This is a genomic window from Streptomyces vinaceus (genome assembly GCF_008704935.1).
Taxonomy (GTDB): domain Bacteria; phylum Actinomycetota; class Actinomycetes; order Streptomycetales; family Streptomycetaceae; genus Streptomyces; species Streptomyces vinaceus.
This window is the reverse complement of the sequence record NZ_CP023692.1, coordinates 6,424,106-6,439,560: the sequence shown is the minus strand read 5'-3', so window position 1 is coordinate 6,439,560 and position 15,455 is coordinate 6,424,106. Positions and strand designations below refer to the sequence as shown.

The following is a 15,455-nucleotide window of genomic DNA, read 5'->3' as shown; positions in this document are numbered from 1 at the left end:
GGCCGCCGGGCGGCCCGCACATCCCACCGCGTGAGGCCGTGGCCAACGCAAAATCGATTGCCCTTGAACGGTCCGGAAGGCGAACCTTGCTCGGTTTGAACCACTCGACCAGTCATGAGGCGTCATGCAGATCAGCGATCTTCCGTATCCGGACCCCGGAGTACCGGACGCCCGCTCCGGCCCGCGCTTCCTGGTGTGGCTCGGGCGGGGCCAGCTCGGCGGACAGGCCAGAAGCCTGTGCTGGGGACTGGTGCACTTCGGCGGTGTCGCCGGGCTCCCGTACGCGGTGGGCCTGGGCGTCGAGGCGGTCGTACAGCGCGACGGCAACCGGTTGCTGCTGGTCGGCGCGCTCCTGGCGCTGATCGGCCTCGCCATCTCGGTGGGCGACGCGATGCTCCACCGGACCGCCGTCACCAACTGGATCACCGCCGCGGCGCGGGTGCAGCAGTTGCTCGCCCGCAAGACCGCCGAGCTGGGCTCCGCCCTGACCCGGCGGGTCGCGGCCGGCGAGGTCGTCGCGGTTTCCACGGGTGACGTGGAGAAGATCGGCTGGTTCGTCGAGGCGGTCTCCCGCTTCCTCGCGGCCGCCTTCTCCGTCGTCGCCATCTGCGTCGGCCTGCTGTTCTTCGCGCCCTCGATCGGTGTGGTCGTCGCGATCGGCGTCCCCGTGCTCGCCCTGTCCGTACTGCCGCTGCTGCCGCGCGCCACCCGGCGCGCGGACATCCAGCGCGAGAAGGCGGGCAAGGCCACCGAACTCGCCTCCGACACCGTCGCCGGCCTGCGGGTGCTGCGCGGCATCGGCGGCGAGGAGCTGTTCCTGGGCCGCTACCGCGAGGCCTCGCAGGAGGTCCGCAAGGCGGCCGTGCGCAGCGCCCGGATGTGGGCACTGATCTCCGCGATCCAGGTGCTCCTCCCGGGCGCCCTGCTGATCACCGTGGTCTGGTACGGCTCGGTGCTCGTGCTGGACGGCCGCCTGGAGGTCGGTGAACTCGTAGCCGCCTTCAGCGCGGTGGCCACGATGCTCTACCCGCTGCGGCACTTCGAGGAGATCGCCATGGCGTACTCCTTCTCACGGCCCTCGGCCGCGCGGGCCGCGCGGGTGCTCTCGCTGACGCGTACGGAGGTTCCGGAGCCGCAGGCGCCCCGGGCCCGGCCCGCCGAGGCTCCGGCCCCGGGCGGGGACCTGTACGACCCCGCGACGGGACTGCTGGCCCCCGCGGGCCGGTTCACCGCCGTGGTGTGCGGGGATCCGGACCTGGCGGGGCGGCTCGCCGAGCGCCTCGGCGGGCATCCGGCGGACGACGGCCCGGCCGCCGAGCGGGGCTCGGTGCTGCTGGGCGGGGTCGCGCTGGACGAGCTCGCGCTGGACACGGCGCGCACGCTGGTCCTCGTACAGGACAAGGATCCGGTGCTGCTCTCCGGAACGCTGCGCGAGCTGTTCGCCGTACCCGCGTCCGGAGCGGTCGAGCCCGGGGCGGCGCTGGCCGCCGCCCAGTGCGGGGACGTCCTGGACGCGCTGCTGCAGTCGGCGCCGGACGGGGTGGACGACCCGATGGACGCCCGGATCACCGAGCGCGGCCGGTCCCTGTCCGGCGGGCAGCGCCAGCGGCTCGCGCTGGCGCGCTCCCTGGCCACCGACCCGGAGGTGCTGGTGCTGGACGAACCGACCTCGGCCGTGGACTCGCACACCGAGGCGCGGATCGCGGACGGGATCACCGCCCTGCGCGCCGGGCGCACCACGGTGGTCCTGGCCTCCTCACCGCTGCTCCTGGACCGCGCCGACCGGGTGGTCCTGATCCACGAGGGCGCGGTCGCCGCGACCGGTACGCACCGTGAACTGCTGCACGACGAACCGCTCTACCGGGCGGTCGTCACCCGCGAGACCGACGAGGAGCAGCGGGTGGCCCGCATGGAACTGACCCGGCTGGAAGAAGACCGGCTGGAAAAGGCACTGACAGAGATCGAGGAATCCGCATGATCGGCGTGGCGCCGCCGCAATACGATCCGGCGGCCCCCGCATCGGCCGCCACCCTGCCCGTGGGCACGACGGCGACCGTACGGGGCTACGTGCGCGGCCTCTTCCGCCGCCACCGGCGGGCCTTCGTGCTGCTGGTGACGGTCAACGCGGCCGCGGTGACCGCCTCCATGGTCGGCCCGTACCTGCTGGGGCGGGTCGTGGACCAGCTGGCGGCAGGGGCGCGCGAGCTCCATCTGGGGCGCGTGGCCCTGCTGTTCGCGCTGGCCCTCGCGGTCCAGACGTTCTTCGTCCGGCAGGTCCGGCTGCGCGGGGCGATGCTCGGCGAGGAGATGCTGGCCGACCTGCGCGAGGACTTCCTGGTGCGCTCCGTGGGCCTGCCCCCGGGCGTGCTGGAGCGGGCCGGCACCGGTGACCTGCTGTCGCGGATCACCACCGACATCGACCGGCTGGCCAACGCCATGCGCGAGGCCGTGCCGCAGCTGGCCATCGGCGTGGTCTGGGTCGGACTGCTCTTCGGGGCGCTCACGGTGACCGCGCCGCAGCTGGCCCTGGCCGCGCTGGTGGCCCTGCCTGTGCTGGTGGTCGGCTGCCGCTGGTACTTCCGGCGGGCGCCTTCGGCGTACCGCTCGGAGGCGGCCGGGTACGCGGCGGTCGCGGCCGCGCTCACCGAGACGGTGGACGCGGGGCGCACGGTCGAGGCGCACCGCCTCGGTCCGGGCCGGATCGCGCTGTCGGAGCAGCGGATCAAGGAGTGGACCGCGTGGGAGCGGTACACGCTCTACCTGCGGACCGTCCTCTTCCCCGTCATCAACGTCACCTTCGTCACGATCCTCGGCTCCGTGCTGATGATCGGCGGGTACTGCGTGCTCCAGGGCTGGATGTCGGTCGGGCAGCTGACCACGGGTGCGCTGCTCGCGCAGATGATGGTCGATCCGATCGGCCTGATCCTGCGCTGGTACGACGAGCTCCAGGTGGCCCAGGTGTCGCTCGCCCGCCTGGTGGGCGTACGGGAGATCGAGCCGGACGCCGGTGACGCGGCCGTCTCCCCGAAGGGGAGGGACGTCCGGGCCGACGAGGTGCGCTTCGGCTACCGGGAGGGCGTGGACGTGCTGCACCAGGTGTCCATGTCCGTGCCGCCGGGCACCCGGATGGCGCTGGTCGGCCCCTCCGGGGCGGGCAAGTCCACGCTGGGCCGGCTGCTGGCGGGCATCTACGCGCCCCGGACCGGCGAGGTCACCCTCGGCGGGGCCGAGCTGTCGCGGATGCCCGCGGAGCGGGTGCGCGAGCAGGTGGCACTGGTCAACCAGGAGCACCACGTCTTCGTGGGCTCGCTGCGGGACAACCTGCGCCTGGCGCGCACCGGGGCGAAGGACGCCGAGCTGTGGGCGGCGCTGGGCGCGGTGGACGCGGACGGCTGGGCCCGGGCGCTGGATACCGGCCTCGACACGGAGGTGGGTTCCGGCGGTACGGCGCTGACCCCGGCGCAGGCGCAGCAGATCGCGCTGGCGCGGCTGGTGCTCGCGGACCCGCACACGCTGGTGCTGGACGAGGCGACGTCGCTGCTGGATCCGCGGGCCGCACGCCACCTGGAGCGTTCGCTGGCCCGGGTGCTGGACGGCCGTACGGTGATCGCGATCGCCCACCGGCTGCACACCGCGCACGACGCGGACGTGATCGCGGTGGTCGAGGGCGGCCGGATCAGCGAACTGGGCTCGCACGACGAGCTGGTCGCGGCGGACGGCGCGTACGCGGCGCTGTGGCGCTCCTGGCACGGCTGACCCGCCCGCGCCGGCGGCGTACGAGGCCCCGGTCCCCCGCCGCCGCGGGGGGCCGGGGCCTTCGCCGTACCGGCCCGACCCGGCCCGTCCCGGCCCGTCCCGGAGGAAGGGTCCTAGATGAAGCCGAGGGCCGAGGCTCCGCCTATGCCGCCGAGCAGCATGAACACGGGCATCAGCACCTTGAGCTCCACCCAGCTCCCGGCCCGGAAGCGCATCCCCTTGGGCGGGCCGACGGGGTACCAGCGCTTCCCGGCGATCGGCAGGGGCCACAGGATGGGGCAGCCGGAGACGGTCAGGGCGTCGCCGATGTCGTGGACCAGGGCGCCGAGCAGGATCGGCAGGCCGAGCCAGAGGTATTCCTGGCCCGGGTCGGTGAACAGCCATCCGGCGCCGTTGCCGGGCTGGTCGAGGACGCCCGCCAGGATCCAGGCGCTGGTGGCGCCCAGCAGCCAGACGAGGACGTCGCTGGACATCCGGGCGGCCCGCCACAGCAGGCCCTCGACAGCCAGTACCAGGTGGACGAAGAGCAGGACCAGCACGCCCCAGCGGTCGGTGGTGACCGCCAGCGCGGAGGAGCCCGCGCCGATCAGGACGGCCCACAGCCAGGTGTGCGTCAGGGTGCGGTGGCCGCCGGTCCGGCGGGCGTCCTTGGGGGCGCGGGTGGCCTTGTAGACCGCGTAGGAGATCTTGTCGACCACCTCGCACAGCCCCTTGGAGAGCGGGCCGAAGGCGCGCGAGATCGTCGCCGACTTGTGGTCCAGGTCGGGTGCGAGGGCGGCACCGGCACAGATGAGCGCGCCGACGACGAGGACCGGCCAGGGCATCGGGTGCCCGGCGGCCGCGGCCGCCGCTCCCACCCCCAGCCAGGCTGCCGCCCCGGACAGTGAGTGCGCCGGACCCATCATGGTCGTTCCCCGCCCCAGTCGTGTGGTGGTCGGGCCCTGTTGACGGTTTCGTTCGGGCCCGGTCAACGGCACAGCGTACCGGCGGTGATCTTCGATCCGTCCGCCGGTTCCCTCTTCCGGCGGGAAGCCAGGCAAGATGGGGGGTGTGACCCTCATTGATCAGCTCCCGCCGAACGCCGACCCCGACGCCCTCTTCGAGGCTTTCTCCTCGTGGGCGGAGGATCAGGGCATCACCCTGTACCCGGCTCAGGAGGAGGCGCTGATCGAGGTCGTCTCCGGGGCGAACGTGATCTTGTCCACGCCGACCGGCTCCGGCAAGAGCCTCGTGGCGGCGGGTGCGCACTTCACGGCCCTCGCCCAGGACAAGGTGACCTTCTACACCGCCCCGATCAAGGCGCTGGTGTCGGAGAAGTTCTTCGACCTGTGCAAGCTCTTCGGCACCGAGAACGTCGGCATGCTGACCGGCGACGCCTCCGTGAACGCGGACGCCCCGGTGATCTGCTGCACCGCCGAGGTGCTGGCCTCCATCGCTCTGCGCGACGGCAAGTACGCCGACATCGGCCAGGTCGTCATGGACGAGTTCCACTTCTATGCCGAGCCGGACCGCGGCTGGGCCTGGCAGATCCCGCTGCTGGAGCTCCCGCAGGCGCAGTTCGTCCTGATGTCGGCGACCCTCGGCGACGTGAAGCGCTTCGAGGAGGACCTGACCCGGCGCACCGGCCGGCCGACCTCGGTGGTCCGCTCCGCGACCCGGCCCGTGCCGCTGTCGTACGAGTACGTCACGACGCCGATCACCGACACCATCACCGAGTTGCTGGAGACCCGGCAGGCTCCGGTGTACATCGTGCACTTCACGCAGGCCCAGGCGGTCGAGCGGGCGCAGTCGCTGATGAGCATCAACATGTGCACCCGCGAGGAGAAGGACAAGATCGCCGATCTGATCGGCAACTTCCGCTTCACCACGAAGTTCGGCCAGAACCTCTCCCGCTACGTCCGGCACGGCATCGGCGTCCACCACGCCGGCATGCTGCCCAAGTACCGGCGCCTGGTCGAGAAGCTGGCGCAGGCCGGCCTGCTGAAGGTGATCTGCGGTACCGACACGCTCGGCGTCGGGGTCAACGTCCCCATCCGCACGGTGCTGTTCACCGCGCTCACCAAGTACGACGGCAACCGCGTCCGCACGCTGCGCGCCCGCGAATTCCATCAGATCGCCGGCCGCGCGGGCCGGGCCGGATTCGACACGGCGGGCTACGTGGTCGCCCAGGCGCCCGAGCACGTCATCGAGAACGAGAAGGCCCTCGCCAAGGCGGGCGACGACCCGAAGAAGCGCCGCAAGGTGGTGCGCAAGAAGGCTCCCGAGGGCTTCGTCGCCTGGTCGGACACCACCTTCGAGAAGCTCATCGCCGCCGACCCGGAGCCGCTCACCTCCCGGTTCAAGGTCACCAACATCATGCTGCTGTCGGTCATCGCCCGTCCGGGCGATGCCTTCCAGGCGATGCGCCACCTCCTGGAGGACAACCACGAGCCGCGCAAGGCGCAGCTGCGGCACATCCGGCGGGCCATCGCGATCTACCGCTCGCTGCTGGACGGAGGCGTGGTCGAGAAGCTGGACACCCCGGACGCGGAGGGCCGCACCATCCGGCTCACCGTCGACCTCCAGCAGGACTTCGCTCTCAACCAGCCGCTGTCCACCTTCGCGCTCGCCTCCTTCGACCTGCTCGACCCGGAGTCCCCCTCCTACGCGCTGGACATGGTCTCCGTCGTCGAGTCCACGCTGGACGACCCGCGCCAGATCCTGGCCGCCCAGCAGAACAAGGAACGCGGCATCGCCGTGGGCGCCATGAAGGCCGACGGGATCGAGTACGAGGAGAGGATGGAGCGCCTCCAGGACGTCACCTATCCCAAGCCGCTCGAAGAACTGCTCCTGCACGCCTACGACGTGTACAGCAAGAGCCACCCGTGGGTCCGTGACCACCCGGTCTCCCCGAAGTCGATCATCCGCGACATGTACGAGCGGGCGATGACCTTCACCGAGTTCACCTCCTTCTACGAACTCGCCCGCACCGAGGGCATCGTGCTGCGCTACCTGGCCAGCGCGTACAAGGCGCTGGACCACACGATCCCCGACGACCTCAAGTCCGAGGACCTCCAGGACCTCATCGCCTGGCTGGGCGAGCTCGTCCGCCAGGTCGACTCCAGCCTGCTCGACGAGTGGGAGCAGCTGGCGAACCCGGAGGTGGAGACGGCGGAGCAGGCCCAGGAGAAGGCCGACCAGGTCAAGCCGGTCACGGCGAACGCCCGCGCCTTCCGCGTCCTGGTCCGCAACGCCATGTTCCGCCGCGTGGAGCTCGCCGCCCTGGACCACGTCGACCAGCTGGGCGAGCTGGACGCCGAGTCCGGCTGGGACGCCGACGCCTGGGGGGAGGCCATGGACGCGTACTGGGACGAGTACGACGACCTGGGCACGGGCCCCGACGCGCGCGGCCCGAAGCTGCTCCAGATCGAGGAGGACCCGGCGCACGGCCTGTGGCGCGTCCGCCAGACCTTCGCGGACCCCAACGGGGACCATGGCTGGGGCATCAGCGCCGAAGTCGACCTCGCGGCCTCCGACGAGGAAGGCCGTGCGATCATCCGACTGACCTCGGTCGGTGAACTCGGCGCGCTCTGACCGACCCGCGCAAGCGACCTGACCCGCCCGAGCGGCAGCCGGCCCGGCCGGAACCGGACCCGACAGTGGAGAACCTCTGATGACGAATCCCGCCGAGAGACTCGTCGATCTGCTCGACCTGGAGCAGATCGAGGTCAACATCTTCCGCGGCGCCAGCCCGCAGGAGTCCCTCCAGCGGGTCTTCGGCGGGCAGGTCGCCGGCCAGGCCCTGGTGGCCGCCGGCCGCACCACCGAGAGCGACCGCCCGGTCCACTCGCTGCACGCGTACTTCCTGCGCCCCGGCATCCCCGGGGTGCCGATCGTGTACCAGGTGGAGCGGGTGCGCGACGGGCGGTCCTTCACCACGCGCCGGGTCACCGCGGTCCAGCAGGGCAAGACGATCTTCAATCTCACCGCCTCCTTCCATCATCCGGAGGAGGGCAGCATCGAGCACCAGCTGCCTCCCCGACTCGACTTCCCCCACCCGGACACGCTCCCGAAGGTCGCGGACGAGATCCGCGAGCACTTGGGCGCGCTGCCCGAGGCGCTGGAGCGGATGGCCCGCCGCCAGCCGTTCGACATCCGCTACACGGACCGGCTCCGCTGGACTCCCGAGGAGCTCAAGGACGCCGATCCGCGCAGCGCGGTGTGGATGCGCGCGGTCGGCCCGCTGGGCGACGACCCGCTGGTGCACACCTGCGCCCTCACCTACGCCAGTGACATGACCCTCCTCGACGCGGTGCGCATCCCCGTGGAGCCCCTGTGGGGCATGCGCGGCTTCGACATGGCCTCGCTGGACCACGCCATGTGGTTCCACCGGCCGTTCCGCGCGGACGAGTGGTTCCTGTACGACCAGGAGTCACCCATCGCACACGGCGGCCGGGGCCTGGCGCGCGGCCGCATCTACGACGTGGAGGGCAGGCTGCTGGTCTCCGTGGTCCAGGAAGGCCTCTTCCGCCCGTACGCCGAGAACGCCGCCAAGCCGCCCGTGTCACCCCAGTAGCCCACCCCCTTCCGGCGGTCCGCCAGACCTTGCCGTACCGCCAGCCGACCCCGTCCACGAAGAACTGAGCGCACCCATGCCCACCCCGGCCCTCCCCTGCCCCTGCGGGCTGCCCGCCGCGTACCCGGAGTGCTGCGGCCGCTTCCACTCCGGTGCGCAGCAGGCGCCCACCGCCGAGCTGCTGATGCGCTCCCGTTTCAGCGCGTTCGCCGTCGGCGACACCGCCTATCTGCTGCGCTCCTGGCACCCCGACACCCGGCCCGGCCGGCTCGACCTCGATCCCGGCCAGCGGTGGGAGCGTCTGGAGATCCTCGCCACCGAGCGCGGCGGGATGTTCGAGACGGAGGGGTCGGTGGAGTTCCGGGCGCACTACCGCGAGGGCCGGCACACCGGGTCCCTGCACGAGCACAGCGCCTTCAGCCGGGAGGCCGGAGCCTGGGTCTACGTCGGCCCCCTGTCCCCCGTCGACTTCGACTGACCGCGCGCCCCGGTCAGCGCGAAGTCCAGGCTGGTGCGGTACCAGTGGACCTCGTCCGCCGGCTCCGCCCGCAACAGCCGGGCCGCCACGGCGGCCGCGGCCGGGATCTGCGGGTGCCCGTACGGCGCGGGCGGGGCGAGCGCGGCCAGCACGATCCGCTCGGCCGGATCGGGCACCGCCTCCCGCAGCTCCTCTTCGGAAAGTACGGAGGCGAGCACGGCGGCCCGCTCCCAGGGGTCGGCGGTTCGTCTCAGCAGCAGGCCCACATGCCGCCCGCGCCACTTCCGCGGCCGCAGATCCGCCTTGGCGGCGAGCAGCTCCCGGTCGGCCGGGGGTGCGCTCCCGCGCAGCATCCCCGGCTCCCGGTCGGCGAACTCCCTCAGCTCCGCGGCCAGATAGAGCCACACCACCACCCGGTAGCGGTTGATCCGGTAGCCGACCGGGGTGATGTGCCCGCACCGGGCGAGCCGCGTGAACCGGCCCGGGCTGATGCCCAGCACCGCCCCGGCGGCCTCGGCCCCGGCCACCGCCTCGACCCGCTCGCGCAGCGCTTCCGGGAACCCCTCCGCCGACCGGATCCGCTCCAGCTCCGCCCGTGCGTACCTCGGGGACCCTCCCGGCGCCGGCGGCCCGGCCCGTACGATGCCCAGCTGCACGGCGCGGGCGAACTCGGTCCGGGTCAGCCCCAGTTCCCCGGCCGCCCGGGCGCCGCCCACCGCCGCATCCGGCGCCGACTCCGGCCGTACCACCGAGGGCACGGCCGCCCGGATCACCGGCAGAACCTGCCCCCGCACCTCCGACAAGACCTGCGTCGCGACGTCCATGACGGTCCTCCCCCACACGAGACGATTACTCTGTGTGAAGACCGTAACTCGGCGCTACGACACCCCGCGAGGCCTGTGGATAACTCGCGAACCGCCGGGTCTCAGCCCCCGGTGATCCGCCGCTCCGCCACACCCAGGTGCTCCCCCACCCGGTTGACCAGCAGCGTCATCTCGTACGCGACCTGGCCGATGTCGGCCTCGGCGGCGCTGAGCACGCACAGCGAGCTCCCCGCGCCCGCGGCCATCACGAACAGGGCGCCGTCGTCGTACTCGACCATCGTCTGGCGCACCTCGCCCGCCCGGAAATGGCGGCCCGACCCCTTGGCCAGACTCTGCAAACCCGCCGCCACCGCCGCCAGATGCTCCGCGTCCTCCCGGGCCAGCCCCGCGCTCGCGCCCGTCACCAGACCGTCGTTGGAGAGCACCACCGCGTGCCTGACCTGCTGGACCCTGCGCGTCAGGTCGTCGAGCAGCCAATCGAGTTGCTTGTCCAATGCCATGTCGAGCCCCTCCCCGTTGACGCCGCCGGCGTGGCCGCGCCCCACCCCTCGTAGTAAGTGCCGCCAGCCTTCCCCACCAGCGCCTTTCGGGCAAGGAGGATGTACCCCCGGCGAAGAAGATGACTCAAGAGGAATGGCGTGCCTTCGGGGCGGGAGGGACCGGCAGCGCCGCGGTGGAAGGACGCCACCTGCCGCGTGAGGGCCGGCTCGCCCTCCCGAGCGGGCGACGGCCGGCCTCCCCTCACACCGAATCGGCCTGCGGCTCCACCGAGTCCAGCAGCCGGGCGGTGTGCACCCGTCCGGCGTACTCGACCAGCCTGATCAGCACTTCCTTCCCCGAGTCCTTGTCCCGCGCGTCGCACAGCACCACCGGAGTCCCCGACTCCAGGTCCAGCGCCCGCGCCACCTCGTGCGCTCCGTACCGCCGCGCGTCCGTGAAGCAGTTGACGGCCACCACGAACGGGATGCGGCGGTGCTCGAAGTAGTCCACGGCCGGGAAGGAGTCCTCCAGCCGGCGCGTGTCGGCCAGCACCACGGCGCCCAGCGCGCCCGTCGACAACTCGTCCCACAGGAACCAGAACCGGTCCTGCCCCGGCGTCCCGAACAAGTAGAGCGACAGCCCGGACCGGATGGTGATCCGCCCGAAGTCCATGGCGACGGTGGTCGTCGTCTTCTGGGCGACCCCGCCCGTGTCGTCGACCAGTTCGCCCGCCTCGCTGAGCAACTCCTCCGTACGCAGCGGCCGGATCTCGCTGACCGCGCCGACCAGCGTCGTCTTGCCGACCCCGAACCCGCCCGCCACGAGTATCTTCAGCGCGAGCGAGGCCAGTTCCCCGTCATCCCCCGGATCCCCGTCCGGTCCGCCCGTTCCGTCGTGGTGCAGTCCCATCACAGCGCTCGCAATCCCTCGATGACTTCACGCAGAATCCGCTCGTCCGGCAGACGCGCCGGCGGCACCGGCCGGCTCACCTTGACGTGCCCGCCCTCCAGCAGGTCCCCGAGCAGCACCCGCACCACGCCCACCGGAAGATCCGCGTCCGCGGCGAGCTCCGCCACCGACTGCGTCTCGGACCGGCAGAGCCCGAGCAGGGCCCGGTGTTCGGGGCCGAGCAGGGACTCGGCCGCCGCGTCCCCGCCTTCGCCGTCCACGACGACCAGCGCGATCAGGTCGAACCGGACCCCGTGGGGTCCCGGCCTCGTCCGTCCGCCCGTCATGGCGTACGGACGGACGAGCGGGCCCGCCTCGGCGTCGTACCACTGGCCGTCCATGGGCGCGGCCGCCGCCCTCAGCCCGCGGCCGGCGGCCGCGCCGCGAACCGGGACGGGGTGTACAGGTGCTCCCCGACCCGCTTCACGAGCCGGGCCATCTCGTACGCGATCAGCCCGATGTCGGCGCTGGCCACGCTCAGCACCGCCAGGCAGGAGCCGTCCCCGGCGGCCGCGACGAAGAGGAAGCCCTCGTCCATCTCCACCATCGTCTGGCGCACGCCCCCGGCGTGGAAGTGCCGGCCCGCGCCCTTCGCGAGACTGTGGAAGCCGGAGGCGACGGCGGCCAGGTGCTCCGCGTCCTCCCGGCTGAGCGCGCTGGACGCGCCCACCGCCAGCCCGTCGTTGGAGAGGACCACGGCGTGCCGGACCTCCCGGACGCGGACCACCAGATCGTCCAGCAGCCAGTCCAGCTCACCGGACCTGCGGATTCCGTCGGGATTGAATCTCTGGTGCTCGATCATCACAGTTCTCCTTCGCTGCCTGGGTGGGCGCCGCTCTCGTGGGGGCCGCTCTCGTGGGGGCCGGGCTCCTGGGCGCCGCGGACCCAGCCCGCCCGGTAGGACGCCATCCGGTCCCGGGCCTGCTCCGGGCTGCGCCCCGGCGGGTCCTCGGGCACGCGCCCCCCGTCCGCCGGGTCCTCGGGGGCGGGGGCCTCCCGCAGCTGCGGGACCAGACTGGCCTGGCGTACGCGGCGCGGCAGTTCGGTGACCGCGGCGCCGCCGGGACCCCGCGAGCGCAGGGGCGCCACCGGCGCCGGCCGCGGCTCCTCGTCCCGTACGGGACCGCGCTGCGGCGCCGTGATGCCGTGCGGTTCCTCCCGTACCGCCGGCCGGTGCGCCTCCTCCCGTACGACGGTCACGGCGGGCGACGGCTGCGGCGCGGGACCCCCGGCCCCCCGCGGCTGCACCGGGGCCTCGAACGCCGGGTCCCGGCCCGGCTCCGGGACCGGCCCGGAGCCGGTCTCGATCGCGGCCTGGAGCAGGGAGTTGGGCAGGAGCACCACGGCGGTCGTGCCCCCGTACGGGGAGGTGCGCAGGTGCACCCGCACCCCGTGCCGGGCGGAGAGCCGGCTGACCACGAAGAGCCCGAGCCGGTCGCTGTCGAACAGGTCGAGCGACTCGGACTGCTCGATGCGCCGGTTGGCCTCGCGCAGGGAGTCGGGACCCATGCCGAGCCCGCGGTCCTCGACCTCCAGGACGTATCCGGCGCCGACGGGCTCACCGCTGACGCGGACCTTGGTGTGGGGCGGAGAGAACTGGGCGGCGTTCTCGATGAGTTCGGCGAGCAGGTGGGTGAGGTCGGCGACGGCGCCCCCGAGCACGGCGGCCTCGGCCAGCTGTCGGACCTCGACGCGCGGGTAGTCCTCGATCTCGGAGACGGCGGCCCGTACGACGTTCGTCAGCGGGACCGGCATCCGCCAGGCACGGCCGGGCGCGGCGCCCGAGAGGATGATCAGGCTCTCGGCGTGGCGGCGCATGCGCGTCGTGAGGTGGTCGAGGCGGAAGAGGTCGCCGAGTTCGCCGGGGTCGTCGGCGCGCCGCTCCATCGAGTCGAGCAGCGTGAGCTGCTTGTGCACCAGGACCTGGCTGCGGCGGGCGAGGTTGACGAAGACGCCGCTCACGCCGCTGGCGAGCTCGGCGCGCTCGACGGCCGCGCTGAGTGCCGCCCGGTGGACGGTGGCCAGCGCCCCGCCCACCTGGGTGATCTCGTCGTCGGCGGGCGGCGGGGGCGGGGTCTCGGCCTCGACGTCGATGTCCTGGCCGGCCCGCAGCCGGTCCATGGCGTGCGGGAGCTTGCGGTGGGCGATGTCCAGGGCGGAGTTGCGCAGCGATACGAGTTCCACGACGAGGGCCCGGCCGATGCGCACGGAGATGACGAGGGAGGCGGCGACGGCGGCGAGGCCCAGCAGCACGGCGGCTCCGGCGGGGCTGAGCACGCCCTGAGCGAGGGGGTCGGTGCGGTCGACGGCTCCGGCGTGGGCCGCGGCGCCGATCTCCCGCATCGAGGCGCTGACGTTCGCGTACGCGGCGTCCCAGCCGGCGGGCGCGCCGCGGGGCGCGTCCTTGGCCGCGTCCTTCGCCGTCGGCGCCTCCTTGACCGCGTCCTTCGGCGCCGCCGCGTCCTTGGCCTGCCCGCTGGACGTTCCCGGGGCCGCGCCGCCGCTCAGCAGCCGGTCCTCGGCGGCGGTCAGCTCGGCGTAGGCGGCGCTCTTCACGACGGACTGCCAGGCGGCGCGCTGGGCGGCGGGCAGGTCGTCGGCGCCGGCCGCGGTGAGGGCGCGGCGCGTCTCGACGACGCCGGTGAGGCGCCGAAGCGATTCGGCGGTGCGCGGGCCCGGCGCGGCGATCAGCGCGTCCTCCCGGGAGAGGAGTTCCGCGGCGCGGGCGAACTCCAGCAGGACGCGCGCCTCGGGGCCCAGTTCCGCCCCCGTTCCACCGGTGAGGGAGCCGTCCACGGCGAGGGCGCTGTCGACCACGGCCGTATAGGCCTCGTACGCCGCGTCCTGCGTCGCGCGCCGGTCCGTGACGTCCTTGCGGGTGGCGCCGAGCCCCTCGGCCGCGGCCACGAAGGCCCCGAGGCGGACCACGACGTCGCCGCGCTGGGCGCCGGACTCCGCGACGGTGTGCCGGTCGCCGAGCCGCAGGCGCCGGACGGCGGCTTCGGTGCGCCGCGCCTGCTGTTCGAGGGCTGCGCCCTGGTCGGAGGCGGGGTCGGCGAGGTGGCGGACGGCAGTGCGCCGTTCGGCCTGGAGCTCGGTGACGGCGGCGGCGACCGGGGTGCGTATCTGTTGGTCGACGCGCTGGGCCCGGGTGAGCCGGGCGATGTCCTGGGCCGTGCCGACCGTCGCGAAACCCCAGAGGGCGAGCAGGGAGACGACCGGGACCATCAGGAGCGAGAGGATCTTCGCGCGGACGGAGGCGGGGCGCAGCCGCCGCCGAGGCCCCCGGGACCCGCCGTCGGAGGCGGCCGCTCTCGCCGGGCTGCGGGGATCACCCGCCTGCCCGTCCTCCCGTACTGCCGGTTCCTCGGCGGGCGGTCCGGCGTGGGCCCGGCGGCCGCGCGCCGGGGGCACGGGCAGCTGCGGCGGCGCCGCCGGTGGTCTGCGGGATGTGCGCATGGGCTCCTCGTTCCGGGTGCGGTCCAGCGGGGCGGTACGGAGTGGCGGCTCAGCGGGCCGGCGCGGACGGCGCGACCGGCGCCGCCGCCTGCCCGCCGCCCAGGTGCCGGGCGGCCGACGCGGAGGCGGCGCGCTCGTCGGCGGTCGGGGAGAGCGCGACGAACGCAGAGGTGATGAACAGGTACGAGCCGAGCCCGACGGCGAGCGGGAAGATGAACTGCATCGCGGTGGCGCCGGGCAGCGTCTGCTCCGAGGGGACGACCCGGACCGCGACCGCCAGCATCCCGGTGTAGTGCATGCTGCTGACGGCGGCGCCCATGACGAGCGAGGCGACGGTCACGGCGACCGGGGACTTGATGTTCAGCGCGGCCCACAGCGCGGCGGTGGCCGCGACGACCGCGATCGCGACCGAGAGCCCGACCATCAGCGGGTCGTACGAGACGCTGCCGTGCAGGCGCAGGGCCGCCATGCCGAGGTAGTGCATGCTGGCGACGCCGAGGCCGGTGGTGAGTCCCCCGAGGACCAGGGCGCGGCCGCGGGCCCGGCCGTAGCCGACGGCGAACACCCCCGCGCCGACGACGAGCATGGCGACGAGCAGGCTGAGCACGGTCAGCGGCACGTTGTAGTGGATCTCGGTGCCGGTGACGTCGAAGCCGAGCATCGCGACGAAGTGCATCGTCCAGATGCCGGTCCCGATGGCGGAGGCCGCGGTGAGGAGCCAGTTGCGGCGGGAGGATCCGGTCGTCGCGGCGAGCGCGCAGACGGTGCAGCGCAGCCCGAGGGCCGCGCCGATGCATGCCATCGCATACGACAGTACGGGTGTCAGCCAGCCATAGGCCGCGTGGTCGAGGTGTCCCATGGCCCCGGGACGCTAGTCCGGGTGAGGGCGCGAACAAGGGGCGCATTTCGAAAGCAGCTGGAACTGCTGGAATATGACAGAGCTACGCCCTGCTTC

Annotated in this window: 13 protein-coding genes; 5 read left to right on the top strand and 8 right to left on the bottom strand. The window is 73.2% G+C overall.

What is annotated here, in order from left to right:
* Positions 1–124 precede the first annotated feature (124 nt).
* The gene (locus tag CP980_RS29050) at positions 125–1,978 is read left to right on the top strand and encodes an ABC transporter ATP-binding protein (protein WP_150529408.1); all 1,854 of its coding nucleotides are present in this window, start codon (positions 125–127) and stop codon (positions 1,976–1,978) included.
* Positions 1,975–3,756, top strand: coding sequence for an ABC transporter ATP-binding protein (locus tag CP980_RS29045; protein WP_150529407.1), 1,782 nt, complete (start codon positions 1,975–1,977; stop codon positions 3,754–3,756). The genes CP980_RS29050 and CP980_RS29045 overlap by 4 nt, the downstream gene beginning before the upstream one ends.
* Before the next feature lie 113 nt (positions 3,757–3,869).
* Here CP980_RS29045 and CP980_RS29040 read toward each other — a convergent pair whose 3' ends face one another.
* Entirely contained in the window at positions 3,870–4,661 is a 792-nt protein-coding gene (locus CP980_RS29040) for a metal-dependent hydrolase (RefSeq protein WP_150529406.1), read from the bottom strand.
* 145 nt (positions 4,662–4,806) lie between these two features.
* Between CP980_RS29040 and CP980_RS29035 the strand changes: the two genes are divergently transcribed.
* From CP980_RS29035 to CP980_RS29025, 3 genes are all read left to right on the top strand, one after another.
* Positions 4,807–7,329 (top strand): DEAD/DEAH box helicase, encoded by a 2,523-nt coding sequence (locus CP980_RS29035; protein WP_150529405.1) that lies wholly within the window; start codon positions 4,807–4,809, stop codon positions 7,327–7,329.
* A gap of 79 nt (positions 7,330–7,408) precedes the next feature.
* Positions 7,409–8,311, top strand: a complete 903-nt coding sequence (locus tag CP980_RS29030) for an acyl-CoA thioesterase (RefSeq protein ID WP_132758806.1) — start codon at positions 7,409–7,411, stop codon at positions 8,309–8,311.
* 76 nt (positions 8,312–8,387) lie between these two features.
* A complete protein-coding gene (locus CP980_RS29025; RefSeq protein WP_165937339.1) occupies positions 8,388–8,789 on the top strand; it encodes a YchJ family protein in 402 nt (133 codons plus the stop codon).
* Here the strand turns inward: CP980_RS29025 and CP980_RS29020 are convergent.
* From CP980_RS29020 to CP980_RS28990, 7 genes are all read right to left on the bottom strand, one after another.
* A complete protein-coding gene (locus tag CP980_RS29020; protein ID WP_150529404.1) occupies positions 8,753–9,613 on the bottom strand; it encodes a DUF6397 family protein in 861 nt (286 codons plus the stop codon). The genes CP980_RS29025 and CP980_RS29020 overlap by 37 nt on opposite strands.
* 101 nt (positions 9,614–9,714) lie before the next feature.
* A complete protein-coding gene (locus tag CP980_RS29015; RefSeq protein WP_030158066.1) occupies positions 9,715–10,113 on the bottom strand; it encodes a roadblock/LC7 domain-containing protein in 399 nt (132 codons plus the stop codon).
* A gap of 241 nt (positions 10,114–10,354) precedes the next feature.
* The gene (locus CP980_RS29010; protein WP_132758803.1) at positions 10,355–11,002 is read right to left on the bottom strand and encodes a GTP-binding protein; all 648 of its coding nucleotides are present in this window, start codon (positions 11,000–11,002) and stop codon (positions 10,355–10,357) included.
* Positions 11,002–11,382, bottom strand: a complete 381-nt coding sequence (locus tag CP980_RS29005; protein ID WP_150529403.1) for a DUF742 domain-containing protein — start codon at positions 11,380–11,382, stop codon at positions 11,002–11,004. Before CP980_RS29005 ends, CP980_RS29010 begins: the two co-directional genes overlap by 1 nt.
* A gap of 17 nt (positions 11,383–11,399) precedes the next feature.
* The gene (locus CP980_RS29000; RefSeq protein WP_150529402.1) at positions 11,400–11,843 is read right to left on the bottom strand and encodes a roadblock/LC7 domain-containing protein; all 444 of its coding nucleotides are present in this window, start codon (positions 11,841–11,843) and stop codon (positions 11,400–11,402) included.
* Positions 11,843–14,500: an ATP-binding protein gene (locus CP980_RS28995; RefSeq protein WP_150529401.1), complete on the bottom strand. Its 2,658-nt coding sequence runs from the start codon at positions 14,498–14,500 to the stop codon at positions 11,843–11,845. Before CP980_RS28995 ends, CP980_RS29000 begins: the two co-directional genes overlap by 1 nt.
* A 49-nt stretch (positions 14,501–14,549) precedes the next feature.
* Positions 14,550–15,359 (bottom strand): MHYT domain-containing protein, encoded by an 810-nt coding sequence (locus CP980_RS28990; RefSeq protein WP_150529400.1) that lies wholly within the window; start codon positions 15,357–15,359, stop codon positions 14,550–14,552.
* Positions 15,360–15,455 lie beyond the last annotated feature (96 nt).